This is a genomic window from Verrucomicrobiia bacterium, assembly GCA_019694135.1.
Classification (GTDB): Bacteria; Verrucomicrobiota; Verrucomicrobiia; order JADLBR01; family JAIBCM01; genus JAIBCM01.
Genome location: JAIBCM010000006.1, coordinates 52,897 through 79,161 on the forward strand (window position 1 = coordinate 52,897; position 26,265 = coordinate 79,161).

At 40.5% G+C, this 26,265-nt stretch carries 24 protein-coding genes; 10 read left to right on the forward strand and 14 right to left on the reverse strand.

Going from position 1 to position 26,265, the window contains the following annotated elements; translation table 11 throughout:
- The first annotated feature begins 14 nt into the window (after positions 1–14).
- The gene (locus K1X66_08950; protein MBX7158497.1) at positions 15–524 is read left to right on the forward strand and encodes a hypothetical protein; all 510 of its coding nucleotides are present in this window, start codon (positions 15–17) and stop codon (positions 522–524) included.
- Here K1X66_08950 and K1X66_08955 read toward each other — a convergent pair.
- Positions 521–1,000 carry a bifunctional nuclease family protein gene (locus tag K1X66_08955; protein ID MBX7158498.1) on the reverse strand — a complete coding sequence of 160 codons (480 nt, stop codon included), beginning with the start codon at positions 998–1,000 and terminating at the stop codon, positions 521–523. The two genes, K1X66_08950 and K1X66_08955, sit on opposite strands and share 4 nt — an antisense overlap.
- Before the next feature lie 102 nt (positions 1,001–1,102).
- Here K1X66_08955 and K1X66_08960 point away from each other — a divergent pair, with 102 nt between their 5' ends.
- A complete protein-coding gene (locus tag K1X66_08960) occupies positions 1,103–2,389 on the forward strand; it encodes a hypothetical protein (GenBank protein MBX7158499.1) in 1,287 nt (428 codons plus the stop codon).
- Here K1X66_08960 and argA read toward each other — a convergent pair.
- From argA to K1X66_08975, 3 genes are read right to left on the reverse strand one after another with little or no spacing between them, the layout of a single operon-like run.
- Positions 2,386–3,666, reverse strand: a complete 1,281-nt coding sequence (gene argA / locus K1X66_08965; protein MBX7158500.1) for an amino-acid N-acetyltransferase — start codon at positions 3,664–3,666, stop codon at positions 2,386–2,388. The two genes, K1X66_08960 and argA, sit on opposite strands and share 4 nt — an antisense overlap.
- A gap of 28 nt (positions 3,667–3,694) precedes the next feature.
- Positions 3,695–4,567, reverse strand: a complete 873-nt coding sequence (locus K1X66_08970) for a 4-hydroxythreonine-4-phosphate dehydrogenase PdxA (GenBank protein ID MBX7158501.1) — start codon at positions 4,565–4,567, stop codon at positions 3,695–3,697.
- Positions 4,564–5,559 carry a peptidyl-prolyl cis-trans isomerase gene (locus tag K1X66_08975; protein ID MBX7158502.1) on the reverse strand — a complete coding sequence of 332 codons (996 nt, stop codon included), beginning with the start codon at positions 5,557–5,559 and terminating at the stop codon, positions 4,564–4,566. Before K1X66_08975 ends, K1X66_08970 begins: the two co-directional genes overlap by 4 nt.
- A 164-nt stretch (positions 5,560–5,723) precedes the next feature.
- Here K1X66_08975 and K1X66_08980 point away from each other — a divergent pair, with 164 nt between their 5' ends.
- From K1X66_08980 to K1X66_09005, 6 genes are all read left to right on the forward strand, one after another.
- On the forward strand, positions 5,724–5,975 hold the full coding sequence (locus tag K1X66_08980) for a DNA-directed RNA polymerase subunit omega (protein ID MBX7158503.1): 252 nt from the start codon (positions 5,724–5,726) through the stop codon (positions 5,973–5,975).
- Positions 5,976–6,002: 27 nt separating this feature from the next.
- Entirely contained in the window at positions 6,003–6,473 is a 471-nt protein-coding gene (smpB, locus tag K1X66_08985) for an SsrA-binding protein SmpB (GenBank protein MBX7158504.1), read from the forward strand.
- A 76-nt stretch (positions 6,474–6,549) separates the two neighbouring features.
- Positions 6,550–7,446, forward strand: coding sequence for an AraC family transcriptional regulator (locus tag K1X66_08990; protein MBX7158505.1), 897 nt, complete (start codon positions 6,550–6,552; stop codon positions 7,444–7,446).
- A 21-nt stretch (positions 7,447–7,467) separates the two neighbouring features.
- Positions 7,468–8,076 (forward strand): GyrI-like domain-containing protein, encoded by a 609-nt coding sequence (locus K1X66_08995; GenBank protein ID MBX7158506.1) that lies wholly within the window; start codon positions 7,468–7,470, stop codon positions 8,074–8,076.
- Positions 8,077–8,151: 75 nt separating this feature from the next.
- Positions 8,152–9,063, forward strand: coding sequence for a cupin domain-containing protein (locus K1X66_09000; GenBank protein MBX7158507.1), 912 nt, complete (start codon positions 8,152–8,154; stop codon positions 9,061–9,063).
- A gap of 12 nt (positions 9,064–9,075) precedes the next feature.
- On the forward strand, positions 9,076–10,107 hold the full coding sequence (locus K1X66_09005; GenBank protein ID MBX7158508.1) for a hypothetical protein: 1,032 nt from the start codon (positions 9,076–9,078) through the stop codon (positions 10,105–10,107).
- Here K1X66_09005 and K1X66_09010 read toward each other — a convergent pair whose 3' ends face one another.
- The 6 genes from K1X66_09010 to mpl all read right to left on the reverse strand — a co-directional run bounded on the left by K1X66_09010 (position 10,108) and on the right by mpl (position 17,930).
- Positions 10,108–11,709, reverse strand: a complete 1,602-nt coding sequence (locus K1X66_09010) for a hypothetical protein (GenBank protein MBX7158509.1) — start codon at positions 11,707–11,709, stop codon at positions 10,108–10,110.
- Between the two features lie 9 nt (positions 11,710–11,718).
- Positions 11,719–13,302, reverse strand: a complete 1,584-nt coding sequence (locus K1X66_09015) for a hypothetical protein (GenBank protein MBX7158510.1) — start codon at positions 13,300–13,302, stop codon at positions 11,719–11,721.
- A 1-nt stretch (position 13,303) separates the two neighbouring features.
- The gene (locus K1X66_09020; protein ID MBX7158511.1) at positions 13,304–14,176 is read right to left on the reverse strand and encodes a glycosyltransferase family 2 protein; all 873 of its coding nucleotides are present in this window, start codon (positions 14,174–14,176) and stop codon (positions 13,304–13,306) included.
- Positions 14,177–14,194: 18 nt separating this feature from the next.
- A complete protein-coding gene (gene recF, locus K1X66_09025; GenBank protein ID MBX7158512.1) occupies positions 14,195–15,202 on the reverse strand; it encodes a DNA replication and repair protein RecF in 1,008 nt (335 codons plus the stop codon).
- 3 nt (positions 15,203–15,205) lie between these two features.
- Positions 15,206–16,303 carry a DNA polymerase III subunit beta gene (gene dnaN / locus K1X66_09030; protein ID MBX7158513.1) on the reverse strand — a complete coding sequence of 366 codons (1,098 nt, stop codon included), beginning with the start codon at positions 16,301–16,303 and terminating at the stop codon, positions 15,206–15,208.
- A 226-nt stretch (positions 16,304–16,529) separates the two neighbouring features.
- A complete protein-coding gene (gene mpl, locus K1X66_09035) occupies positions 16,530–17,930 on the reverse strand; it encodes a UDP-N-acetylmuramate:L-alanyl-gamma-D-glutamyl-meso-diaminopimelate ligase (protein ID MBX7158514.1) in 1,401 nt (466 codons plus the stop codon).
- Positions 17,931–18,062: 132 nt separating this feature from the next.
- Here mpl and K1X66_09040 point away from each other — a divergent pair, with 132 nt between their 5' ends.
- Positions 18,063–18,698, forward strand: a complete 636-nt coding sequence (locus K1X66_09040) for a L,D-transpeptidase (GenBank protein MBX7158515.1) — start codon at positions 18,063–18,065, stop codon at positions 18,696–18,698.
- Here the strand turns inward: K1X66_09040 and K1X66_09045 are convergent.
- Positions 18,695–20,569 (reverse strand): ABC transporter ATP-binding protein/permease, encoded by a 1,875-nt coding sequence (locus tag K1X66_09045; protein ID MBX7158516.1) that lies wholly within the window; start codon positions 20,567–20,569, stop codon positions 18,695–18,697. The two genes, K1X66_09040 and K1X66_09045, sit on opposite strands and share 4 nt — an antisense overlap.
- 38 nt (positions 20,570–20,607) lie before the next feature.
- Complete coding sequence (gene dnaK, locus K1X66_09050; GenBank protein MBX7158517.1) at positions 20,608–22,413, reverse strand: molecular chaperone DnaK; 1,806 nt, start codon at positions 22,411–22,413, stop codon at positions 20,608–20,610.
- Between the two features lie 145 nt (positions 22,414–22,558).
- Between dnaK and K1X66_09055 the strand changes: the two genes are divergently transcribed.
- Positions 22,559–24,838, forward strand: a complete 2,280-nt coding sequence (locus K1X66_09055) for a S8 family serine peptidase (protein ID MBX7158518.1) — start codon at positions 22,559–22,561, stop codon at positions 24,836–24,838.
- Positions 24,839–24,866: 28 nt separating this feature from the next.
- Here K1X66_09055 and K1X66_09060 read toward each other — a convergent pair whose 3' ends face one another.
- Together K1X66_09060 and K1X66_09065 are read right to left on the reverse strand one after the other, a co-directional pair.
- Positions 24,867–25,469, reverse strand: coding sequence for a DnaJ domain-containing protein (locus tag K1X66_09060; protein ID MBX7158519.1), 603 nt, complete (start codon positions 25,467–25,469; stop codon positions 24,867–24,869).
- Positions 25,470–25,472: 3 nt separating this feature from the next.
- Complete coding sequence (locus K1X66_09065) at positions 25,473–26,264, reverse strand: BtpA/SgcQ family protein (protein ID MBX7158520.1); 792 nt, start codon at positions 26,262–26,264, stop codon at positions 25,473–25,475.
- Position 26,265: the final 1 nt, after the last annotated feature.

Here is a 26,265-nt window from a genome sequence, read left to right on the forward strand (position 1 = left end):
CTAAATTATAGCCCATGAAACCATTTGCCCTCTTTTTCTTACTTTTAACTTCTTTAACCTCTTTCGCTTTAGAATTTAAAGTCGACACCTCTAACGAACTCGTTCTCTTAGACTCTAACAATTCTGAATTGCAACGTTTCAAACCCGGCGTCGTAGACGAAGCAATTGATCTTGATGGCCAAAATTTTCATCTCAACTACGGCGAAGATATCAACGGACTATTAATGGCCGTGCTTTCTCCCACTCCTGATAAACCTCAATCTATTTCTGTCGTAGCCAATGCCATTACTCCCGCAGCGGTTGTCGCCATCGAAGCAGGTCTTTTAGGAAAAATTGAAGTAAACAAAAAAACCGTTCCCGGTGGCATGCGCTGGAAACCCAATAGCGATTCCAAACCACCTTATCGTATTGAAGCCGGAAAAGATTCCATCGTCACCATTTACTGGAGAACTTACAACTCGCCACCCTCTTCGGTGTTGGAACAACCTCTTTCCACTAACGCACCGGCTCCCGCTCAACCTTAAGTTTTTTTCCCCTCAGAGCCTTCTTCCCCTTCACTGCTATCGCCTGATAACGATTGAAGCAACTCATTCATATCCTCAACCTCATTCCAAACTTCAACATTCACATAAATCGGCGATCCCGCCTGCATCGCAAGCGCAATACTATCACTCGGACGAGCATCGATCTCGATCACTTTATGATGAGTTTCACTTTCCACTTTCAAAATCAATCGCGCAAAAAAAGTACCATCTCGCAAATCGTTAATTACCACTCGTTCCAACTTCGCATCCAAAGCATTTAAAATGTGACCGATTAAATCGTGAGTCAATGGACGCTCCTTAGTCACGTGCTGCAAAAACATAGCAATGGCTTGCCCAATCGTAGCATCAACATAAATAATAAAAGCTTTCGACTCATTGCCTACAAAAACTGCACATCCCTGATTTTTTGTAGGCAAAACTGCTTTGACTTCGATGGGTATGACCGTATTTTTCACACTTTCAATCTAGCAAAGCGCTGTTTAAAAACAAGAGAGGTAACAGATTTTCACTTTCATCCCTCGACATTCTGTTTGACTTCTTTATTTTGAAACCCACCCATGGACGCTTTGGAACGCTGTTTAAAAATCAAATCGCAATTTCCCGAACAAGGACTTTTTGACAGTCACCAGTGGCGTTGTTCGCCCGATCCTTTTTTCCTGGATGAAAATTCTCTGAACTCCATTCATCGATTGGGACAAATTTTTCACACTTTTAACCAAGCTTGCAATCGCCTTTATCTCGCAAGCCTAAATGGAAAACAACCCTCTTGGATTGCTCAATGGCTCGATGCCGGAAAACCTCCCGCCCTTTTAGAGTTGGGGCGCCATAAAATTTTTAAATCCCAAACACCACTCATTATTCGGCCTGATCTTCTCATGACCGATCGTGGATTATCTGTTTCCGAACTTGATTCTGTACCGGGTGGAATCGGAGCCACAACCTGGTTACAGGAAACTTACGCCTCATTTTTTCCTGATATTGCCGGTGGCGCTTCGAACATGCGACAAGGCTGGCAAACGGTTTTTCCAGAAGGTGATATTGTCATTTCACAAGAGGCTTCCACTTATCGTCCTGAAATGCAATGGCTCAACCAAAATTCGTCACAAATTCAAATTCATTCTGCGGAAACCTATTTTGCTAAAGAAAAACCGATTTACCGTTTTTTTGAACTTTTTGATATTCCTAATCTCGCCAATGCCCCGCAATGGTTTGAAACACTTTTACAAGGCAATACCCCAATCACTCCTCCTATCAAACCCTTCCTCGAAGAAAAAATGTGGTTCGCTTTTTTCTGGATGAAACCGCTTCAACATTATTGGCGAACAGAACTAGGCGAAAAAAATTATCTGCTTCTACAAGAAATAATGCCTTACACATGGATTTTAAATCCTGATCCATTACCACCCCAAGCGGTTCATCCGCGTCTAGAAATTCAATCTTGGGAAGAACTGTTTACCTTTTCACAAAAACAACGACGATTAGTGATTAAAATATCCGGGTTTTCACCCCAAGCCTGGGGCGCGCGCGGCGTCACTTTTGGTCACGACCTTTCCGCTGCAGAATGGAAAAATGCATTACAACAAGCTATGCAATCTTTTCCACAGCAACCTTACATTTTACAAGTTTTCGAAAACAGCCAGCTTCACACAACCCATTATCTCGACGAAAAAACAAATACGATTCAATCCATGGCTAGCCGTGCGCGTTTGTGCCCTTACTATTTTGTTGATAAAAATGATCAAGCCAAATTAGGTGGCATTCTAGCCACTCTCGTTCCCTCTGATAAAAAAGCCATTCACGGCATGCGCGATGCTGTCATGACTACCGTGGCAAAAAAAACTTAAAGCTTTTTCACTAAAACCTTCGAATTTCGTCCGCTCTGCTCCCATTTTTCACAACGAGCTTTAGGTAGAACTTCTGCTCCTTTTGCTTCGGCAAAACCACCTTTTTGTTGAAAAAAAGTAAAGGCTTGAGTCGATAAAACAAAAAGTTGTTTCAACCCTTTTCGTTGCGCTTCTTTCTCAATAAATGTCATTAATTTTTGGCCAATCCCAGCATTTTCATGAGAAGAGTTAACATACAAACAAGCTAATTCACCCACCTTTTCCTGTGGGTAAAGGTGTAATGCCACACAGCCGATAATATTACGATCTACTTCAAACACATAATAATCTTCTAGCTGCTCGGTAATTTGGGTTTTTGTGCGGGGAACGAGTTCTTCGTTTTCTATCGCTCGTTTAATCAAACTATGAATCGCAGGCACATCCTGTTTTCGCGCCAGACGAATGGCTTGATAATCATTCGCATAAATCATCGTGCCCGTTCCTTCATTCAAAAATATTTCCCCTAACAACGCTTCATCTTCAGTGCCATTGACTAGATGCACCCGACTGATGCCTTCTTTACAAGCGCGAATGCCATAGTTGATCTTAGATCGCAACACGTCAGGAATTTCTGAAACACTTGCCTTCAAAAAATCCTCTGCTTCCACCACACTTAACTGACCAATGATTTGATTGCCTGCACGCAACTTGCCTTGTGGCGTTACGAAAATAATTTTTGAAGCACTCAACTCCTTTGCCACGGCAAATGCAATCGCATCAGAATTCACACGATAAGTGTGTCCTTCACCATCGAAACCCAAAGGCGATAACACAGGAATCGTTCCTTGTTTTAAAGCTTCTTGAATCACCGAACTTTCGACTCGCTCCACCTTCCCAGTAAACTGATAATCTTTCCCTTTCAAAATTCCTACGGGTTGAGCAATGATGCTGTTGGAAGAAATGCCGCGCAAATCCACGACAGAAAGTCCTTTCATAACTTCATGCGTGATGCGATTAGCTACCACAATCGCCGCTTCCAAAGTACTTTCATCCGTAGGGCCTGTTCCGTCAGCATTTGAAAGATTAAGTTGGTGCGTTTTTGCCCATGCTTTGAGCTGATGACTCATGCCATGCACCAGAACTACGCGCACATTCAAATTCCATAGTACGGCAATATCTCGCAAAAGATTGGAAAAATTATCGTGCGCGATCACCTCACCATCGAGTGCGATCACAAACACTTTCATACGATAACGCGGCACATAAGTTAAAATACCGCGCAGATCCGATACTTTCATAATTGCACTGAGATATATGCCGCGTTATTTAGCGTTGGCAAGTTTCCTTCACCCATTTTGCAGCCAACTGAATCGCGGCAATCATGCTCTGGGGATTAGCTCGGTTACTACCTGCGATATCAAACGCGGTTCCGTGATCGGGCGAAGTGCGTAAAAAGGGCAGACCCAACGTGCAATTTACTCCCGTTTCAAAAGCCACCATTTTAAAAGGAATCAATCCTTGATCGTGATAAAGAGCAATCACTCCGTCATACTTTCCTTGAGCCGCTTGATAAAAAAGTGTGTCGGCAGAAAGAAGCGGCAAAGGTAAACCCAATTTTTTGGATAGCGATTTTAGCCAAGGTTGAAGTTTTTCTTTCTCTTCCTTGCCAATCAAACCGCCTTCCCCGGCATGAGGATTCAATCCAGCCACTGCTAGTCGCACGGGTGCTTTTTTCATTTTTTTCAAAAAAGATAAGGCGTGACAAATCGTGCGTTCCAATCTCGCCTGGGTAATTAATCCAATCGCTCGCCGTAAACTAACATGCGTCGAAACCAAAAAAACATTCAGTTCCTCGCTCACCATTGCCATCGTTACAGCATCTTCTTTGAATCCACAGCGGGTCGCTAAAAATTCTGTTTGACCAACAAAAGAAAAACCGCGTTTCGCTAAAGTTTCCTTGCAAACCGGACCTGTGACTAAAGCCTGAAATTTTTCTGACAAACATCCCGCCACACCCTCCTCCAAAGCGTCCCAAGCTATTTGTGCTCCACGGCTGGTTTTTACTCCAAGCTTAGAAATTTTTCCAAGAACTTTATAATCACAAAATTGTGGCAATTTTCCGGATTGAAGCGCTTTTGCAACCACTTCAGGCCCCACGCCACCGGGATCTCCCAGGGTAATGGCAATAACCGGCTTCAAAACATTTTAATGTAAGCTTTGCTACGCAGTCGATTTAACCATTGCTCCTGCGTCTTGCGTCGTTCTTCCACCAAAAGTTGATTTTCAATTTCGCTTCGTGCGTCTTCGATCGGTTTAATACCCGCGCGTTTTCGTTCTTCAACTTTTAAAATATAATAGCCATCATCGGTTTCGATAACTTGACTGTTTTGTTCGGGATTAAGTTTAAAGGCAACATCGGCCAATTCCTTGCGCAACGTGTCTCGCGAAACCCAACCCAAGTCTCCTCCATCCGCGCTTGCTGGCCCTTCGGAATAAGTGCTCGCTAAATCGGCAAAGTTTTCGCCCGCTTCTAATTTCAACAATGTTTCCAATGCCAAATCATATTGTGGATCGGAAGGTTTTGAAATATCGCTCGCATTCGTGTCTGAATCTTCAGGCGGAGAAGTTCTTTTGAAAAAAATCATGCTGAGACGAACCTGGTCGGGCGTTGCGAATTTCGAAGCATTTTCAAAGTAATATTCTTCAATTTTAAAAGGCGACACGATTACTTCTTCCGATACAAATTTCTGTCGCATAATACGAACCACAAGACTATCGCGTTGATCCTGTTTGAATTGATCGAGCGTTTTCCCCATCGCTTTTAACGTTTTGATAAAAGCCACACGATCCCCATCAAATTTAGTGCGGACAATATCGTAAACCTGATCTTCAACTACATTATCTGGTAAAAAATATCCCTTGCTATTAAACTCCTGGATAATCAGTTCACGCTCGATTAGCGCTTTCAACGCTTCCAAACGAATTTCCTTCACCCGATCCATCAGATCCCCGCCTTGCAACCCGGAATCGCTTAATGCCTGTTCCGCGTCCTGCACCTGTCGTTTCACTTCAGAAAAAGTGATAACCTTACCATTTACTACTGCTGCAATCCCATCGGTGTTCTGCGCCAAAAGTTGTCCTGCCCAAACAAGGCATACCAACAAAATCCAGCATTTTTTAAACAACATCATGGCGGTATTATTAATGGGTGTCCTATAAGATGACAAGCCGTAACTCAATTTGACTGACTATGGGAGGGCGAAGCTCCTGTTGAGTCACCTAAAACAGCAGCTAAAATAACACTTGCCATGTTGCAAAACTTCTTCAGTATGTAGCGCTTTCGAAAAAAATGATTATGAAAGCTGAATTTCTACAAACGGCCTTGGGTAATGTGCCCAATTCCCAAATTTTGATCAATATGGTTTCACGACGCGTGAAACAGTTAGGCCAAGGATTTCGCCCCCTGGTGGCCGTTGATCCCCGCTGGTCCTTTATGGAAGTGGCTTTAAAAGAGATTGCCGATAGCAAATTGACTTTCGAACAACTTGCTCCACAAGAAGTTGCTACGACTAAAACGAGAAAAAATACCAAGAAAAAACGCAGTTAATCGTGTTTTTTCAAAGCCACCCTTATCATGGCTGAAAGTTCCTCAGCCCAATCCATCGCGACTAATCGTAAAGCACGACACGATTTTCACATTAAAGAAACCATTGAAGCCGGGCTGGTTTTAACTGGCACGGAAATTAAATCCATTCGCGCTGGCAAAGTTAACATTGCTGATTCTTTCGCTCGCATCGAAAAAGGCGAAGCTTACCTTTATCAAATGGATATTGCGCTCTACGACAAAGGAAATATTCACAATCATGATCCGCGACGCGCTCGCAAATTACTCCTTCACAAATCCGAAATTCAACGCCTTTTTCAACTCAGCGCTGTGAAGGGAAACACTTTAGTCGGCCTAGAACTCTATTGGAAACGCGGCCATGTCAAAATATTACTCGGTCTTGCCCAAGGTAAAACGCATGGCGACCGACGACAAACCATCAAGCAAACTGAAGCCAAACGCGAAATGGATCGCGCGATTAAGAATCGGTTAAAACGTTAAACCGCATCGCATTTCAGCAAAAACGATCAAGTATTTTTTAAAAAACGTCCTACTCTGCTTGAAGAAAGACGTTTCAATGAAATCGGCCACCTTAAAATTTTATAAAGAAAGATTGTTGCGAGTATTGATTTATATTCAGCAACAACTTGATGAGCCATTAACCCTTAAAATTTTAGCCGCCCAGGCTCATTTATCGCCTTACCATTTTCATCGTATTTTTACCGGCATGATCGGTGAATCGCTTCATCTTCATATCCGACGCTTACGATTGGAACGCTCTGCGATGCGACTTAAATACAGTCAAAAACCCGTGATTCAGATCGCTTTGGAAGCAGGTTATGAAACGCATGAAGCATTTAGTCGCACCTTTCGAAACGTGTTTCACTCATCTCCTTCACAATTTCGAAAACAAAATAGATCCATTCAAATCTATTCTCGGTCCGGCATCCATTACCATCCCAATCACCTCTTGAAAAATTTTAAAACTCAACCCAAACGAAAAGGAATCCAAATGAAAGTAAATCTGAAAACCATTCAACCTCTACTCGTCGCCTTTATACGCCACACGGGGCCTTACTCCGAGTGCGGCAAAGCCTGGGATCGCCTTCTTACACTACTCGGTAAAGAGGGACTGATTGACAGCAAAACTCAATTTATTGGTCTATGTCATGACGATCCCGAAATCACACCTCCCGATAAAATACGTTACGATGCATGCGTTACAGTGGACAAACATTTCAAACCTGAGGGAGAAATTGGCGTTCAAACTATTTCTGGTGGAAACTATGCTGTCTTAACCCATTTTGGTTCCTATTCAAAACTAAATGAAAGCTATAAAAAATTGATCGGCACATGGATTCCGCGTAGTGGGCGTGAATTACGATCTGCACCTTGCTTCGAAATTTATCTCAATTCTCCTGAAAACACAGAACCTGAAGATTTAATCACCGACATTTACGCTCCTTTGACATAACCATTCAATAACGATCATTTTATGGAAAAAATAGATTTATACAAAATTCACAAATTAGAATACATCACTCCTAAAAAACCCAGATTATTGCAGATCAAGCCTGCTCATTATCTCGCCATCAGCGGCCAAGGGAAACCTGGTGGTGAGAAATTCACAACCAAAATTGGTGCACTATATAGTGTCGCTTTCACGTTAAAAATGACGCGTAAATTTAAAGGACATCAAGATTATACCATAGGCAAATTAGAATGCCAATGGTTCGTTGATAGCAAAAAGGTTGCTGATCAAACATCGCAAGATCAATGGCGCTGGAAATTACTAATTCGAACCCCTGATTTTGTTACTCAATCTGAGTTAGATCATACTATTGCCGCTCTTTTAAAAAAAGGAAAAGAGCCCATAATTCGTGAGGTTAACCTAGAACTTTTAGATGAGAATCAATGTGTGCAAATGCTTCATATCGGCCCTTATGACCAAGAATCAAAAACCGTTGCAATCATGAAATCCTTTGTCGAAGCCAATGGATTAACTTTAAAAGGGCCTCATCACGAAATCTATCTTTCAGATCCTCGCAGAGTCCCCTCTGAACGATTAAAAACTATTCTTCGTGAACCCGTAGCAATTCAATAAATAAGAGCATAGGTTGAATCCCATTTATGGCTCATCGGAATTGACGAAACGTAAAATCTGATGCATGTTATTGGCATGGAGGAGAAAAACGTTAAGAACGTTAGCCGCTGCTTTGATTGCAGGGTTCGATTAACTGGTTTTTTACTAGGCGCTCTTGCTTTGCTCTTTTTAGAAAATTCGGCGCTAGCGATTAATGCTTTAAATCGCGCGCGGTTTACTGAAGTAGTCAATCAAGTAGAAGTAATTCCTGCCAATAATTCGCCTAAAAAACAGGCCCAAGTAGGTTCTCTCTTTCAAGTGCCAGAAATTTTGCAAACGGGCAGCCGATCTCGCGCAGAACTGGTTGCAGAAGATAAAACCGTAACGCGTGTAGGAGCCAACACCATTTTTTCCTTTCAATCTCAGGATCGCACCATTCAATTGAAACGAGGCAGCCTGCTTTTTCATGCTCCGAAAGGGCGTGGTGGCGGAACGATTCAAACCGCTGCCGCCACCGCCGCGGTGTTGGGAACAACGATTATTGTTACGACCACTGATGACGGTGGCTTCAAATGCCTCGTATTGGAAGGCCAAGGAGAAGTGCGTTTGCCCAATGGATTTCATCAAAAGGTCAACGCCGGTGAGTTAGTTTTCATTCGACCTGGCTCCAAAAAAATTTCTAAACCCTTACCTTACGATCTTTCCCAACAGGTAGAAAATTCCTTGCTCGTTCAAGGTTTTTCACGACCACTGCTTTCTTTAAATAAAATCAGTCATGCGATTGATGTGCAACGACAAAATTTTCCTTATCTCGCTTACGATTCTCCAGCTTCATTCGTTGCTAATCTTCAGCATCAAAAAGATTATGCTTTGGTGGACCCCAATTCACGAGTTCATCTGAACCCGACCTTACCACAAACTGAATCTCCAAAACCTGAACCGCCTACAACTTTACCTCCTTCCACGCGCAAAAATCCTCCTCGACTTCCACCCCCTATTCCAGGTTAATATTGGTTTTCTATGCGATTTCCTTTTCGCTGCTGCCTGATAGGAATTTTTGGAAGTTGTTTTATTCTATCAATTCAGGGCCAAACCGCAGCGCAACAAATTGAACAAGTCGAGCAAGTCAATCGACTCCGTGATTTAAGACGCTCGCTCCTTGATGTGCCCGAAACAATGAACAAAGCACCCTTAATTTCCGAAGAAGAACTGGAAGATGTCGGCCCCCAATATTTGCTCCGTTTCAAACCTAAACGAGAATGGTTCGAAGCCTTGTTCGATGTTCAATATTACTACACTTCGAACTTTAATTTAAATGAAGAAAAAAGTGAAAGAAATCCCATAGGTGAAATTGACACGGGCGTGCTCGTGAGCACAGCTCAATTTGCGTTTGCCCCTAGTCCCTTTCGTGTCTGGGATGGTTGGTTAAGTCCGCGAGTGGGTTACCGTCATCAATGGTATAATTACGGTTTGGATAACACCGATAACCAACTCAACAATTTCGATTTTGATGTGCAAACAGTTTTTGGTGAAGTGAGCTATCAATTTTTAGAAAATTGGAATGCTCGCATTGGATTAAGTTGGTCGCGACTTCTCAATCATGAAGATGTCGGCAATCGGGAAGATTACAGCGAATTTTACAAGGAGTTTGTTCCCGAATGGGAAATTCAACGCTATATCAAAATCAATCCCAATTCTCTCTTCGTAATCGGTTATGAAGGCAATTATCACCACACCGAAGTCGATCCTTTCCCCAACGCTTATATTAACGATCGCATGGATCACATTTTAACATTAACCTATCTGCATCAACTCACTTCCCACATCATTCTCCAACCTTATTATCGTTTCACCTATACTGACTTTTGGGAAAATGGAGATCGCAACGATTTTCTTCACTCACTTGGTTTGGTAGCCAGTTATCATTTCAATAAATGGTCCAGCATTCGCCTCTTTTGCAATTATGATAAAAGAGAATCAGACGATCCTTTCATTCCCGATTATGAAAAAATCGATGCAGGTGGCGGCGCAACTTTAGTTTTTCGGTTTTAACTAAAACATTCTTTCAATTAATAAGGACTCTTCCGATTTTAAATTTTTAACTTTGGCCGTCAAATCTTCCCAGGGTTGTAATTGATTTTTTTGAAAAGTTCGACTCATCACCACATAAATCGAGGTTTGGTCTCCACCGATGCCTGCATGAATAACATTTGACCAGGTTTTGGCTCTGATTTGATCAGTCACAGAAAGTTTATCATCTTGCCACTCCAAAATACGCTCAAAAGCAAAGGGAGCCGGCTGCGGGTTAGTAATTAAAATCTTTTGTAAAATGCGACGGATTAAATCAGGAAAAAATCGGCCTCCTGTTAACATAATAACCCTTAGCACGATAAGTCGAAAAGGAGTCATTAATTTTTGTTTGGCCCAACCCAAACTTCCTTCGATCACGACACGATTCGTTTCGATACGAGTTTGATAGCTTCCAACTAAATGCGCTACCGCATTTTTTATTTTCTTACCTTCTCTTACTAAAAAAGAAGGTTGTGTGTCGGAAACTATCAGTTTTTCACCTCGAAAAAATTTGAAAACCCCTCCTTTATTCAAAGCTAAATAAAGTTCGGCATCCTTCCGACGTTCAATCAAGATTTTAGCCCCTGCTAGCCATGTTCGACCCTGTTTGCGATCAGACATTTGAGGACGTTCTTTCACAAAATCTTGCCACGCCAAAAAATAATTCCATGCGTGATGTCCAATAATGTGATCATCAGCATAACAGGGAGCCATTCCACGTTCGGCGCCTTTTAAAAAAGCATCATTTATCGCAAGTGCTTCAGGCATCCATTTTCCGACCAATTCAAAACCATGCGGAAAAAAATTATAAGTATTGCGACTCGTATATTCTCCTCCAAACGAGCCGTCCGGATGCACAAAAAGAGCTGCTAATTTAACTGCTTTTTCCAATGCTTCTTTCAGCGCAGGGGCAGAATTTTTTTCATACAAACGCGCTAAACAAAAAATAGTTAAGGTATGATAACCTGGATCACATCCCTCATATTCCGGAAACCAACCTTCTTCATGTTGCCAAGACAAAATTTTTTCCAATCGTTTTTGCTGCGCGTTTTTCCAAACATTTGTTTTCAGCAACTCGCCGGTCGCTTGCAATCCCAACGCTATCAAAGCCTGATGATTGGTTAACCTCCCGCTTTCCTCATGTTCTGCTAACCAATTAGCCCGTTTGCGAAAAAAATGAAGTGCTTCATCATTTTCCAAATTTAAAAGACGATAGCTTTCTACACAGGCTAAAAGTGAAAAGGCTGCAGCGCCAGCCGCTTTTTCATAAGGAAAATAATCGTCGCATGAACCATCAGCATGAGCGCTTCGTGCAGCATATAAAATCGCCGCTTCCACCCATTGCCTAAGCGCCGCTTGTTGATAAAAAAAATTGTTCGACAAGTTAGCCTGATAAGCCAAAGCAAGCGGCCAACAAAATTCCTGAGCCATACCACTTGGAAAATCGATGATTTTATATTGCCAAAAATTTCGATCAAAACAGCCATAAGTTGGGCTATGAACATTGCGATCGAGCAAGGTCAATAACTTTGGAATTTGCGCCAGCGCTTCTCTACCAAACCATTCGCCATTATTCGTTGTCATACTTTTTTATCACTCGCGCGATAATAGATCCATCTTCTCTAAAAGTTCAGTTTTCGAAAGAAATTTTTTCTTTTTTCCTTCTCCGGTATTTTCTTTTTCTAAAACGCGTTTAAGCAAGGGTTCAGGAGAGCCAATCAAACGTTCATGATAGAGCGTTTGCCAGGGTTCTGATAGCTTAGTTTTGGGCAGCCATGCTTCATGTTCCAATAAAATATGCGTTACGCCATATTTTTCTAAAAATTGTTGAACCACTTCCTTTTTGGTTGTTGTCCATGCTACAAAACTGTCATTCAACCGTTCTTTCGCCTCTCGGTAAAAAGCTTGATGATAAGGCAAAGACAATTCGATCGAAGCGATAATTGGCGCTTGAACTAAAAGTGGTAAAGCGTCGCCTAGTTGACTTGCTGGAAATGTTGCAACAATCGGGTTGGAAGCAGAAATTAGCTTTTCTCGAACTAAATCGGCATCTGACTCCTTGTGATAATTTTGGTTACTCAAATGATAATTCATTAAAAAAAGTAATATCGAAACCAAACCACATCCTAAAAATAAACGTCGATTCCAAACAGAAGCGACCAACAACCCCGAAATAATGGGAACATTATAATAAATATAACGATTGGGATGAAACAAACGAAACCAAAACGTGTGAGCAAGAAAAAATAAAAAGAAGCCGCTTGCTAATAAAATAATTAGCCACATCCATTTCCGCCGTCGAAACTCTTCACTCGAAAAAAATCGTGTTTTGAGGCCATATAAAATTCCCAATCCCAAAAATAGCCAAGCCGCTTGAACATCGCGCGTCATAAAACCACTACGTGTTCCGGTAAACCAAAACACCCAAGGATTCGAAAAAAAATAAGCGGCACGACCGCCTTTGTGAAATTCTGGCAACGTGAGCGCTTGCGATCGAGTGATGGTAGGACCAAACTCAGCTAAGCGATGAGATTGATAATAAGCGACAAAGAGTAAAACTCCAAAACTTATCCCCATCACCAAACTTATTATCCAGAATCGCATTTTTTTTTGAAAGAGATTTTCTATTCCCAAAACCGCAAGTAATACAAATCCTAGAATTGCTAAGGGCGCGTAAAAAAGCGCCGTAAAAATAATGACACAAGCTAGTCGAATGAGATGATTGGCTAAGATGGCCTCCAACATCATTAAAACACACAAACTAGCCCAAGCTCTAGGCGTGCTACTGATTAAATCATCACCACTCCACAAAAAAGCTTGAAGAAACGCGACGAATAAAAATGTTTTAGCAAAAAGAGTGTCTTCTTTTTTAAAAAAATGTTTTCCTAAACGAATTGAAAAAATGGTGGTTAAAATTGCAATTAAAATCGGTTGTCCCCAACGCGCCCATTGTAAGGGAGAACAAAAAAAAGAAGTCAGCGCATTTAAAAAATTGATTCCCAAAGGAACAGTAAGTTCAAAATAATGACCAAAAAAATTGTCAGTAGGCTGTAACCCGAGAACATGTTGCCTCATGTCGTCTTGAAATGTATTTTGAACATCCTTGTTCAAATGCAAAAAAATATGGATCGTATAACCCAGTAAAACCGGAATATAGAATATCCATTTTTTTTTCATCTTACAGCTTCATGCGACGATCGATCAAATCGGCCAGTAATCCGATAAAGATCATTTGAATACCCGTCAATGCCATCGTTATAGAAAGTAATCCTAAATGACCTTGTCCAGTATAATCGATGTAACCTTTGATTAATCCTAAAAAAATAAGCAACAAAGCTGGAGGCATAAAAACATTCAACGGCTTGAAATAAGCACAAATGCGAATAATCAAAATAGTGAAATTAATAAAATCGCGAATCGGATGAATCGAAGAGTTGCCCACTCGCTTATGATAATTGATGGGAACAAATTTTACGGGATAATGATTGGTAAGCAAAGCTAGTGTGATAGTAGTAGTAAAGGAAAAGCCGTCTGGAAAAAGAGTAAAAAATCGCATGGCGATTTCTTTTTGAAAAACGCGAAAGCCGGAGTTTAAATCCGGAATTTTTCGGCCACTCAAATATTCCGCCAGTCGCGTGATCAACCATTTTCCCGGACGGCGCAATAAAGGAACCTGCACCACTTTTCCTGTGCGCGCGCCCACTACCATCGCGTATTTTTCTTTGTCTTCCAAAAGTTTTGGAATGTCTTCCAAAGGATAAGTGCTATCAGCGTCAGCAATCAAAATCCAATCATAACGCGCTTGTAACAATCCCTTTTTTAGCGAAGCGCCATAACCTTGATTGCTTTCATTTTCCAAAACGATAACGGGAAAATTTTTAGCAATTTCTCTTGTTTTATCTTGGGAACCATCATTGATAACAATAATTTCGGTGCGAGAATCCATTTGCGATAAAAGGGATTGAATCGTTTTAGCGATGCTTTGTTCTTCGTTGTAAGCAGGAATGAGAATGCTTAAACCGGGTTCGGTGGGGCTTGAGTTATGATTCATACCAACACTATTTCTCAACTAAAGTTCTAATTTTTGGAAGTTTTTTAATTTAGATTTTAGCCAATCTAGGTTTGTTGAGGTAATAAAAATTTGAAAATCAGGATGTAATAAGTTTAGTAGAGCTGTGCAACGATCATCATCCAATTCACCAAAAATATCGTCAACTAAAATGATGGGATTTTTTTTGAAACGATGGCGTAGCAGATAAATTTCAGCTAATTTCAAGGCAACAGCAGCTGTGCGATGTTGACCTTCGCTACCATAAGCCGCCATAGGTTTTTGATTGAGACGCAAAACAATTTGATCCCGATGAAAACCAATGAGTGTCCGTTTGTATTGTTTTTCCTCTTCAAAAGAAACATTCCATGAAGTAGGAGTATATTGCCAATCCAACGTCTCAGAATTTTTTGAAAGATGTTTATAAAAAATAGTGGCTATTTTTCCTATTCTTCGAGCCAGCTGTTGATGTGCTTGCTGAAGCGGTTTGCCCAATTTTTCCAATTGATGAGTCAATGATTCAAACAAAATTTTATCGAAATTAATTTGTCGAAGCAAAGCATTACGATGTTTTAAAACTTTTTGATAGTTGAGAAAGAAAATAAGATTTTGCTGATCGAGTTGAATTAAAATTGAACTAATAAATTTCCGACGTTCCGATGAACCTCCTCCACATAGTTCCTTATCCTGCGAAGTCAACGCCACACATATAAAATGATGCAAAAAATCTATGGGTTTTACGGGATTATCGTTTAAAAAAATTTTCTTTTCTTCAGGTGACCAGTCGATAGCTAATTTATCCGTTTCAGTAAAAAGTCGGATCGCAAACTGTTTTTTACTGTGTTCAATCAATTCCCGTGTTGTGGCTGTGCGAAAAGAACGAAGTCGACTGACATAATAAATTGCTTCTAATAAAGCTGTTTTTCCTCGGCCATTATTGCCCACGATCAGATTAAGATGGGAAGAAAAACGAGCAGAAAACTGGTGATGACAACGGAATTGACTTAAACGCAGTTCTTGAATGAGCATGCTTTAAGCCACTCGCATCGGCATAATAACGTAAAGGAAAGTGGCTGTGTCGATGCGCATCACGCCTGGACTTAATTCATCAACAAAATCCATGTGAATTTCGTCGGAAGAAAGATTTTTCAAGGCGTCCATAACGTATTCTGGATTGAATGCGATAGTTAACTCTTTGCCGCGATATTTAATCGGCAGAGTCTCACGCGCTTCTCCGATCTCCGGCGTGTTGGAGCTAAGGGTTAAAGTGTCTTTATTAAAATTAAGTTTTACTGAGCTAGACTTCTCACTCGTTAATAAAGAAACGCGTCGCAACGTATTAAAAAAGGTTTCTCTTTCCAACGTAATTCTCTCTTTCGTTTCGTTAGGAATGACTTGGCGATAGTTCGGGTAGTTGCCTTCGATTAATTTAGAAACCAGTACAGTCCCGTTTAATTCCAATCGAATTTTGTTTTCGGTTAAAGCAAGCGTGATATCGCCCTCGTCTTTGAGTAAACGTTGTATTTCATTAAGCGTCTTGGTCGGAATAATAATGTCAATTTCTTGGCTTTTAGCGAATTCCAAATCTGACTCGGTCAACGCCAAGCGTCTACCATCCGTAGCAACCATGGTTAATTTTTTCTCTTTAAAACTCATCAGCACTCCGTTGAGAACATAACGTGTTTCATCATGAGAAATGGCGTAAGAAGTCTTTTTAAACATGTCTTTCAATAGCGCTTGTTCAATAGTAATCTGGCGCGCATTTTCTAGCTTAGGAAAAGGAGGAAATTCCTCTTGGGAAAGACCGTTGATTTTAAAAAACGATTGCCCGGATCTGATGGAGGCTATGTCTTTGCTATCCACTTCTAAATCAATTTCGTGGCTTGGCAATTCTCGAAAAATACTCAAAAGCCGGCGCGCGGGTAAAGTCGTACCTCCTTCTTCAGAAACTTGTGCTTCAATTTGGCAAGTCACACCAACGTCCAAGTCTGTGGTTGAAAGTTCCAATTTACCTTTTTTCGCTTGTAAAAGAACGTTTTGAAGAATAGGTAAAGTGGTACGTGTAGAAATGACACTTTGAACCTGTTGCAAGCCCTCAAGCATTTTATCTTTGGCAACGCGAATTTTCATAATTTTTAAAAGTTATTGGACTCTCTATTTATAAAAGAAAAGATCAAACAAACAACTCTTCTTAGTAATGACGTGAATAAGAGTTCTGAGCGTTCTTGTCAAGTGAACCCCAAAGACTTAGCTAATTTTTTGTTTGGGAATAATTTTGGAATAACTTTGCAGTTTTTCCTAAAGATAATTTTAAAAATAAAAACTTCAAAGAATTCATGATTTTTCGGTGAGTTATTCACAAAGCGCTGTTTTTTAAAGTTTTTTCTATGAGATTGTGAATTCCGCCAAAACCACCATTAGAGAACACAATAATAACATCCTTTTCTTTCAATTGCGGAACGAGTTTTTCGACAATAGCTTGTGCATCGACCTCATAAAAGGCGGGTACCCCTTTAGCTTCGATGGACGCGACAACTTTTTCGGGATTCAATCGCTCATTTTCCGGTAATTGATCCAACCGCGCGACTTGGGAAACAAAAACACCATCTGCTAGGGCCAAAGCTTCGGGTAAGGAATCTTGAAAAACTGCGCGACGCGTGGTGTTACTGCGCGGTTCGAATAAAGCCCATAATCGTCGACCCTCATAACGTTGTCTTAACCCTTTTAACGTTTCTTTCATAGCTGTGGGATGATGTCCAAAATCATCGACAATCGTAATATCACCCACCGTTGCTCGTTCTTCTTGACGACGTTTGACACCTTTAAATTGTTTGAGCGCTTCGGCAATCACGTCGAGATCGATTTGATAAAAATGCGCAGCAGCAATGGCCATCGTTGCATTGCGAACATTAAATTCACCGTGCATAGGTAAATCGAATTTTTTTCCTAAAATTTCAAACTGTACTCCTGAGCTCGAAGATTGAAAATTTTTAATAGCAATCGCCGCATTGTTCGAGAAACCAACTTCTGTCACAGGCGCTAAAGCGTTTTTAACCACAGCCATGGAATTGGGATCATCTGCGTTGACCAGAATCATTCCTTGTGTGGGCACAAGATTAACCAAGCGACGAAACGAAAGCTGAATCGCCGCGAGATTTTCGTAAATGTCCGCGTGATCAAATTCGACATTATTAATAATCACCAACTCAGGAAGGTAATGCAAAAATTTAGAACGTTTATCAAAAAAAGCAGTGTCGTATTCGTCTCCTTCCAAAATCCAAAAATTACTTTTACCTTTTTTGCAACCGCGATCAAAATTACCAGGCAAACCACCAATTAAAAAACTGGGATCTTTCCCGGCAAATTCGAAAATCCATGCCAACAATGAACTCGTTGTTGTTTTGCCATGCGTGCCGGTCACAACTAAGTTATGAGCGCCTTTCAAAAAAAACTCTTTTAAAATTTCGGGTAAAGATAAATAAGCCAACTTTTTGTTCAGAATTGTTTCCATTTCGGGATTGCCACGACTAATTGCATTACCAATCACACATAAATCCGGAGCACTATCTAAATGACTCGCTTCGTAACCCGATTTTAATTCCACGCCACAATTTTCTAAAAATGTCGACATCGGAGGATAAACATTTTGATCCGATCCTGAAATGTGATAACCGCAAGCTTGCATCATCGCCGCCACATTGCCCATCGCTGTACCACAAATGCCAACAAAATGAATTCGCTTTTTATTTTTTGTCATGAGAAAGAAAAGTTATCTGAATTTTAAAAATTAGAAAATTGATTATTTTTGCGTGTAAAATATTAATTTCTTGCTATAATAATCGCTTATTGCATGAATTTTCGATTCTCCTGGTTATTACCGGTTATAGCAATGGGATGGTTGGTGGGTTGCGCAAGTTTAGATGAAGCCGACGATTCCGACGATGCTCCATCTCGAGAAAAATCGAAACCAAAACCGAGACCCACAACGGTGGCTTATATTAGCATCGCACAACAAATGATGGAAGTGGTCAAAGACGGCGTTCGCATCGCGCGTTATCCCGTTTCCACTTCTAAATATGGTTTGGGTGACGATCCAAATAGTTACAAAACGCCACTTGGAATTTTTGAAATCGCCAAGAAAATTGGCGAAGGCGTGCCGCGCGGTGGCAAATTTTACAAACGTAAATTTACCGGAGTCGTTTTTGATTTAGATCATTACGATCCTATTCTTCATCCCGCGGAATACGATAGCATTCTCACCCGCATTCTTTGGCTAAACGGATTGGAGTGGCGAAATCGTCGTGCTTACAATCGCGGCATATATATTCATGGTACCAACCAAGAACATCTCGTGGGTCGACCAGTGAGTTACGGTTGTATTCGTATGAAAAATAATGATGTTCTAAAACTTTTTAATTTATTAGATGAAGGCGCTTATGTTGTCATTCGCCAAGCGCCTTTGCCTAATGGCCCTTCTTATCAAGATTTGATTGCTCTTACCCAACGAGCCAACACTTCAGGCTAAGCAGATTCCGCAATCAACGCATTACCGCCAAACTGCAATTCATTTAATCGTCGATAAAGCGCGGATTCGTTCAATAAAAATTCATGAGTGCCTCGCGCCACGACTTGACCTTTGTCCAACACAATAATTTCATCAGCTCTTTCAATGGTGCTCAAACGATGCGCAATCGCAATCACCGTACGGCCAGCGGAAAATTTATCAATCGCATCTTGCACTTTTGCCGCGCTTTCCGCATCCAAAGCGCTCGTCGCTTCGTCCAACAAAAGAATCGGTGCATTTTTCAAAAAAGCACGAGCTAAACTTAAACGTTGCTGTTGGCCACCTGAAAAACGACACCCTTTATCGCCCACAATGGTGTCATATTTTTTGGGAAGTTGCTCAATAAACTCATCAGCATGGGCCAAAGCAGCGGCTCGCTCTATAGATTCCTGACTAGCTTTAGGTCGTCCATAAAGAATATTTTCTCGAATACTGGCGTGAAAAAGAAAAGTTTCTTGCGAAACCAAACCAATCTGACGACGGAGCGATTCCATCTCAATGTCGCGAATATCTTTTCCATCGATTAACACTCGGCCTTGTTGCGGTTCATAAAAACGCATAATCAAATTAAAAATAGAACTTTTTCCTGCACCACTGGGGCCAACGAGCGCATAAAATTTGCCGGGTTCAAAGACTAGAGAGACGTTCTTTAAAGCTCGGCGTTGTTCCAAAATACGCCCTTCTTGCGGTCCTCCCTCTTCATTAAAACGTCGAACGACATATTTGAATTTAATATTTTCCAACTCCACTCGACCCTGTGATGAATCAATAACCAAAGCATTGGACACATTTTCTACACTCGGTTTTGTATCTAAAATACTAAATAAGCCTTGCAACATCGTAGACACGCGTTGAGCGGTCACATAAATGCGACTTAAACTTTTGAACGGGCCATACATTAAAAAAATTCCCGTAGCGACAATGATCAAATCTTTTGCTGCCATGTGAGTATAAATGCCATAAATGATTGCTGCGCCAAAACCAATCGAAGCCAGCACTTCCACACTTGGGCCTACTAATTCCAATAATTTACGATTTCGCATCGACGCATTATATTCGTCCAAACCCGCTTTTTTGAAACGACGGATTTCATCAGCGCTTTGGGCATAAGATTTCACCACACGCATGCCCAATAGATTTTCTTGCAAAATAGTAACTGTTTCAGCTCCTGAACTTTCTTCCGCGCGTCCTTTTCGACGAACTCGATAACCGATAATCAAGGCAGGAATTAAACTCGCTGGGATAAAAAACAAAACCATAAAGGTAAATTTAGGATTATGATGGATCATATAAGCAATAACTCCGATCAAAGCCATCGGTTGCTTAATAACATCGGACACTAATTGGGTTAATACCATTTGAGTGTTTTTTGTTCGTTGCACGACTTGAAAAATTAATTTTCCTGATTTTTGGTTCGCAAAATAATCCAGAGACAATCGTTGCAAGGCAGAAAAAATTTCTGTTTTCAAATCAAATAAAATACGCAATCCCACCCACATCGTGCAATAAACGCTGAGATAACCCAAAACCGCTCTTACAATAAAATAAAAAGGCACTAAACTACCAGCTAAGACAATTTCCCATAGAGAAAGTTGAACCTTCGATTTTTCTAAAGATTCCAAACTCCACTTTAAAAAAGGCAATAGAGCACCTTCCCAACTTCCTGCAATTCCTCCCAAAGCCAAACCGGCAATCCAACGAAATCGATAAGGTTTTACGTATTTTCCCAACCGTTTAAAATATGGCCAAATTTCCAAAAAATCTTTCGCGGAATGTTGTAAAAACCGTTTTAAACGGTTTTGGGAAATTTCCCGAGTATCATTTTTTTCCATAAATCATCTAATTATATCACATCTTCAAAAAAGAATCCCTATTGCTTTTGTTGTAATAACGATTCTGTAGCAAAATCCAACATTTTCTCAGCTAAGATTTGCGTGCCTTCGTCTAAAGCTTGATTTGCTTTTTTTAACTGTTCCAATTCCTGGCTTTGAAGCGCGTCACTTACTTTTTTGGCGAGTTGTTTGACAGCATCGACTTCTTTTGGCAGTAGACGATTTTGTAATAGTGACAACGCTTTATGTGTCGCTTCTAACATTTCTTTGGCTTTTAACTCAGCTTCCACCCAACGTCTTTGTGAGACATCTTCAAACGCGTGTGATAAAGAATCCGCAAGCATCTCTTCCACTTTTTGATCGGAAACTTCAATTGCTGATTTTAATTCCATTACTTCTTCCTGACTGGTCTTAATATCGCGTGCTAACACTTTCAAAATGCCGTCAGCGTCGATCTCAAACTGCACACCTACCCGTGGCACGCCGCGTGGTGCGGCTTCAAATTCTAATTCCAACTGACCCAAGGGCCAATTATCTTTAGCAAGTTCGCGTTCGCCTTGAAGAACTTGAATTTTCATCGCGCGTTGGTAATCCACAGCCGTTGTAAACATTTCACCTGCTTTAATCGGAATGGTTGAATTACGCGGAATAATCACATTCATTAACCCGCCAAAAGTTTCGATTCCTAAAGAAAGCGGCGTGACATCTAGTAGTACCACATGAGAAACATTTCCTTCCAAAATGCCTGCTTGCAATGTTGCGCCCAAAGCCACTGCTTCATCGGGATTCATCGAAATATTGGGTTCTTTACCAAAAATTTCTTTGACTAGGCTGCGAACCAACGGCATTCGTGTCTGGCCTCCTACCAAAATCACTTCATCCAAAAATTCCGGTTTGATTTTGGCATCCAACATGGCTTGAAGACAGTGTTGACGCGTTTTTTCAATGATAGGTTTGGCCAAGCGATTTAACTCGTCACGGGTTAAAACATAAGAAAAATTAAAATTTTCCTCAAGAAAAGGAAGATGAATTTCGATTGATTCTTCCTTGGATAAAACGATTTTTGCTCTTTCGGCCTCTTCACGCAAGCGTGTGTTAAGCATAACATTGGATTTTCCTGAAAACCCTTTTTCTAACATCTTTCCCCATAAAAATTCGCTGACTTTTTGATCAATATCATCACCTCCCAAACAGGTATTGCCATGCGTCGATCGCACTTCAAAGACACCAAGATTGAGTTCCAAAATAGAAAGATCAAATGTTCCTCCACCCAGATCGTAAACAGCAATCAAACCACGTTGCTTTTTATCTAATCCATAAGCCAAAGCGGCAGCGGTGGGTTCATTAAGAATGCGTTCTACTGTCAAACCTGCTAGCTCGCTGGCGCGTTTGGTGGCGTTGCGCTGGGCATCATTAAAATAAGCTGGCACGGTAATGACCGCGCGACTGATTGGTTCACCGCATTCATGTTCCGCATCTGCTTTTAACTTTTTTAAAATTTCTGATGCAATTTCTTCAGGCAAATAACTTTTTCCTTTTAGCGGAATGCTAACTCTTCCTAAAGAATCAGCCTGGACAGGGTAATTAACTTTTTTTTCCTCATTGCTTAGCTCAGAAAAGCGGCGTCCCATGAATCGTTTGACTGAATAAACCGTTTTTTCAGGGTCCAATGCCTGTTTCCGTTTTGCCGGATGACCTACTAAAATTTTTTCTGAAGAAAAATTGGCCACAGAAGGCGTGATTCGTTGCCGTTCCGTATCAGCAATCAGAATTGGAAATCCTGAATCCATTGTGCCCACTAAGGAATTTGTAGTTCCAAGATCAATCCCAATAATTTTAGACATAGCTTTAATTAGCAGCATCTTTTGTGAGTTGAAGCGTTAAAACGCGATTTTAATTGAGAAGGGAAATTAAATTTTTTAGCTAAAATTTTTATAAAGCATTTGACTTAATATCTTAAATGAACGAAATTTTTCTAAATTAAAAATTATGATTAAAACAACCTATATTAAAAAAGTATTCTATCATATTTTAACCCTTTTTACGTCTACTTTTTTAGCGTTGCCTATTCATGCCAAAAGTGTCGCAGAAAGTTTCGAAGAATTATTTCGTAGTTGTCCAATTATATCTGAAGAAGTTTCGCAGCCTGATGCTCGCGGCACTTATACACGCGTGAGATTAGTAAAAACTGAAGAAATTGGAGCTGAATTGGTTAGATTGGAAGCAACGATTCAAAAAGATTTTCAAACTGGGCGTGAGCATTTCCTTTCTTATCGGGCGGATGTGGCTGACGAAGTGATGGTAGAATTAAAACGGGGTTATGAAAAATCGGCGCTAGAAGCGTTGTTGCAAAATTTAGGCATTGCAAAGTTTCGAATTACGGAAGAAACGCTTTTACCTGGTTACGTTATTAAGATTTTAAATCCTAAACTAAATAGTGTTCCTGAGTTAGTGGAATATTTAAATCGACAACCTCAAGTTGATTTTGCGGAGAGTGATGGGCTTGGATTGTCAGCAGCAGAGGATCCCCCAACGAAAAAGCCTAATGACCCTAAGTATCAAGATAATGAGCAGGACAATTTATATCTCATCGATGCTCCAGAAGCTTGGCATGTTACAACCGGAAGTAAAGACGTTGTCGTTGCTGTGATTGATACGGGAGTGGATTGGAATCATGAAGATTTAAAAGGAAATATATGGGTTAATAGTGGTGAAATTCCTAACAATGGAAAAGATGATGACAAAAACGGATTCGTGGATGACATTCGTGGATGGGATTTTTTTCTAAAGGATAGTAATTCGCCTATGGATAATGATGGTCATGGAACATCGGTTGCAGGGATTATTGGAGCGGTAGGAAATAATAATAAAGGAATAGTTGGCGTTAATTGGAAAGTTAGTATTATGTCATTAAAATCAGGCAACCATACACATTCGAAAAAAAACATCATTAAATCCATTTACTACGCTTGTAAAATGGGAGCTGATGTTATTAATATTAGTATTTATGGACCACACTCCGTAAAAGAACTTAATGCTGTTAAATATGCTCAAAAACAGGGAGTTTTGATTGTAGCTTGTGCAGGAAATGATGGAGAAGAAAACAAAGGTTATGCTAATAGCTACGAGTTTCCTGCCTCATACAACGGATTGGACAATGTCATTAGCGTGGCAGCTGCTCATCATACTTATAATAACAAATTTGAAAGCTATTCCAATTATAGCAAAAAATATGTCGATTTAGCAGCTCCCGTTGCTGAAACGACCCTTAATATTGGTAACAGCTACAGATATTTTAATGGAACATCAGCAGCGACTCCCCATGTAGTTGGTGTCGCGGCATTAATTAAATCTGTCCAACCCACATGGAAAGCTAAGGAAATAAAAAATCTTATTTTAGCAACGGTGGATAAAGTTCCTGAATTTGAAGATAAAGTTAAAACCGGTGGACGTTTGAATGCTTACAAGTCCATTCTCAATGCTAATCCTGGCAAGATTCGTATGCTGACGGAATCACCCATAAAAGTTAAAGAGCAGCCAGGTGGTAAACTGGTTCCCATTGAAATGGAACGGGTCGACGGCAATTACGGAAAAGTGACAGTGAATCTAAGTAAAGTCGATGGGAGCGCAACGCAAGGTTTAGATTACAAGCCAGAAATTATTGATGCTGTATGGGGGCCAGGGGAAATGGGTAAAAAGTATTTAACCTTTCGTATTCTTGATGATAATGAGGATGAGTATAATGAATGGATTTTTGCGCACCTGAAAATTCAAGGAGATGCAGTTTGGGAACATAAAGGGGGTAATAAGAATACTATTAAAGATGTAATTTGGGAACATAACGGAGGTAATAAGGATATTGTTAGCATTCAAATCCTTGATAATGAGCCTAAAGGAATTGTGAGATTTAAGAAGAGCTTATACAAGGTCGAGGAATCGGTCGGTACAGTCCAGGTTGAAGTTGAGCGTGTAGGTGGAGCCAGCGGGTCTGCTACAGTTAATTATAAACTTTATTCTCTAATAGTTAAAAAAGGCAGTCAGGGTCCGGTAGGAGATTTTATTCCTCCATTCGAAGGTAAAGTAAGCTGGGCCAATGGTGAAAGTGGAGTTAAAACTTTTCCCATTCATGTTCGCCAAGATAATGTTAAAGAAGATGAAGAAGACATGTTTCGGCTGAAGTTGACCCCTGTGAATGGAACTGCGGTGCAAAATGGATTAATCCCATTCATTATCAAAGCCAGCGATTACGATAATAAAAAAGCGCCTTAGTTGAAATTAAGAAACAAATTGGCTTTGTCTAATTCGTCATCAAGACAATCAGTCTTACATTCAATTGTTGCGCTGCACGTTCGGTAAAGGCAATAGTGTGATAAACCTCTTTAATTTTTTGTTCATTTGCTTTGTTGGGTGCCCAAGACTCACTGAGTAGCTTACATTGATTTTCCAAATTCTCTAGACTGTTTTCTATCTCCATTTTCAGAGTTTGAAATCGTTGGAGCAAATTATTTTTTTCTGCTGACAAAAGTGCTTTGGATAAAGCATTGGTTAATGTTTTCTCTTTGTTTTTCAAAGTATCAATTTCCTGGCATAACTCTCCTATTTTCCAACTCAATTCCATGGTATTTTTTTTGTCTTTAAAAATCGCTTTCACTTCATTGATTTCGTTTTGTGAAATTCCAAATTCCAGTTCCAATAAATGAGCCAGGCGCAATTTGGGTTGCGACAAAATCCGATAAGCCTCATGCATTTGCGAAAATTTTTCTTCCGCTGCCCGATGTTTGTCAGAATCGCGAAATTTGTCGGGATGACTTTTTTCAGTAAATGCTAAAAATTTTTCTTTTAGTTTTTCACGATCTAAAAAAGGCGATCGCTTTTCTTCAAATAAAGCAAAGGCGTCCATCGACTATAAAGTGCGAAATTTTTTCACAAATTTTTTTAATCGGTTAGGTTCTAATTTTCCTAGAAAATCGCCATTTTCGCGAAAGGTTGAGCCAATGATAAATCCGTCAGCTAAAGGAAAATAAGTTCTGATATTTTCGGGAGTCATTCCAGAACCTAAAAAAATCGGGAGTCGAGTTGTTTTGCGAACACGTTTTAGCTCTTTAACATCGGGCGCCTCACCGGTTCGTGGGCCGGTAATTATTACCCCATCGGCTAAAAAAAATTCGGCTTGCTTGGCTTCATCGGTAATGTCCAAATCGCTTGTTAACGCATGAGAACAATGCTTCTTTTTGATGTCGGCAAAAACTCGAATAGTTTCGCAACCCATTTTTTTGCGTTTTCTTAATAATTTTCCAGCGCAGCCTTCGATAAGACCTGCGCCGCCAACATGCGCATACACATAACTTTCGACACGAATAAAATTCAGTTTTGCTTCGGCGGCAATTTCTAATGCGGTTTCATTAGCAGCTTCGAGAAGTTGTAATCCAATTGGACCAGGGAAACGGCGACGCACCTCGCGCGCGATTTGTGTCATGAGACCAACAGCTTCCTGAGGCAATGGCGGTTTGATATAAGGCAGATCATAGCTGTTCTCTAAAACGATGGCGTCGACTTTGGCTGACTGGTAAATAGCTAAATCACTGAGCACTTGGCTTAGGATAAGTTTGGAATTATCTTGATAAAGAGGCGATCCCGGTAAAGGTGGCACGGCGATCATGGCTGCGAGGCATTTGGGAGGAAGGCTTGATTTCATG

Excerpts from the sequence above, each read along its gene's own strand:
- K1X66_08995 (MBX7158506.1), top strand. The coding sequence starts at position 7,468 with ATGGAAAAAATAGATTTATACAAAATTCACAAATTAGAATACATCACT.
- smpB (MBX7158504.1), top strand. The coding sequence starts at position 6,003 with ATGGCTGAAAGTTCCTCAGCCCAATCCATCGCGACTAATCGTAAAGCA.
- K1X66_09055 (MBX7158518.1), top strand. The coding sequence starts at position 22,559 with ATGATTAAAACAACCTATATTAAAAAAGTATTCTATCATATTTTAACC.
- K1X66_09015 (MBX7158510.1), bottom strand. The coding sequence starts at position 13,302 with ATGAAAAAAAAATGGATATTCTATATTCCGGTTTTACTGGGTTATACG.
- K1X66_08990 (MBX7158505.1), top strand. The coding sequence starts at position 6,550 with ATGAAATCGGCCACCTTAAAATTTTATAAAGAAAGATTGTTGCGAGTA.
- dnaK (MBX7158517.1), bottom strand. The coding sequence starts at position 22,413 with ATGTCTAAAATTATTGGGATTGATCTTGGAACTACAAATTCCTTAGTG.
- K1X66_09040 (MBX7158515.1), top strand. The coding sequence starts at position 18,063 with ATGGGATGGTTGGTGGGTTGCGCAAGTTTAGATGAAGCCGACGATTCC.
- dnaN (MBX7158513.1), bottom strand. The coding sequence starts at position 16,303 with ATGAAAATTCGCGTTGCCAAAGATAAAATGCTTGAGGGCTTGCAACAG.
- K1X66_08980 (MBX7158503.1), top strand. The coding sequence starts at position 5,724 with ATGAAAGCTGAATTTCTACAAACGGCCTTGGGTAATGTGCCCAATTCC.
- argA (MBX7158500.1), bottom strand. The coding sequence starts at position 3,666 with ATGAAAGTATCGGATCTGCGCGGTATTTTAACTTATGTGCCGCGTTAT.
- K1X66_09000 (MBX7158507.1), top strand. The coding sequence starts at position 8,152 with ATGGAGGAGAAAAACGTTAAGAACGTTAGCCGCTGCTTTGATTGCAGG.
- K1X66_09045 (MBX7158516.1), bottom strand. The coding sequence starts at position 20,569 with ATGGAAAAAAATGATACTCGGGAAATTTCCCAAAACCGTTTAAAACGG.
- K1X66_09060 (MBX7158519.1), bottom strand. The coding sequence starts at position 25,469 with ATGGACGCCTTTGCTTTATTTGAAGAAAAGCGATCGCCTTTTTTAGAT.
- K1X66_09020 (MBX7158511.1), bottom strand. The coding sequence starts at position 14,176 with ATGAATCATAACTCAAGCCCCACCGAACCCGGTTTAAGCATTCTCATT.
- K1X66_08960 (MBX7158499.1), top strand. The coding sequence starts at position 1,103 with ATGGACGCTTTGGAACGCTGTTTAAAAATCAAATCGCAATTTCCCGAA.
- K1X66_08950 (MBX7158497.1), top strand. The coding sequence starts at position 15 with ATGAAACCATTTGCCCTCTTTTTCTTACTTTTAACTTCTTTAACCTCT.
- K1X66_09005 (MBX7158508.1), top strand. The coding sequence starts at position 9,076 with ATGCGATTTCCTTTTCGCTGCTGCCTGATAGGAATTTTTGGAAGTTGT.
- mpl (MBX7158514.1), bottom strand. The coding sequence starts at position 17,930 with ATGACAAAAAATAAAAAGCGAATTCATTTTGTTGGCATTTGTGGTACA.
- K1X66_09010 (MBX7158509.1), bottom strand. The coding sequence starts at position 11,709 with ATGACAACGAATAATGGCGAATGGTTTGGTAGAGAAGCGCTGGCGCAA.
- K1X66_08975 (MBX7158502.1), bottom strand. The coding sequence starts at position 5,559 with ATGATGTTGTTTAAAAAATGCTGGATTTTGTTGGTATGCCTTGTTTGG.
- recF (MBX7158512.1), bottom strand. The coding sequence starts at position 15,202 with ATGCTCATTCAAGAACTGCGTTTAAGTCAATTCCGTTGTCATCACCAG.
- K1X66_09065 (MBX7158520.1), bottom strand. The coding sequence starts at position 26,264 with ATGAAATCAAGCCTTCCTCCCAAATGCCTCGCAGCCATGATCGCCGTG.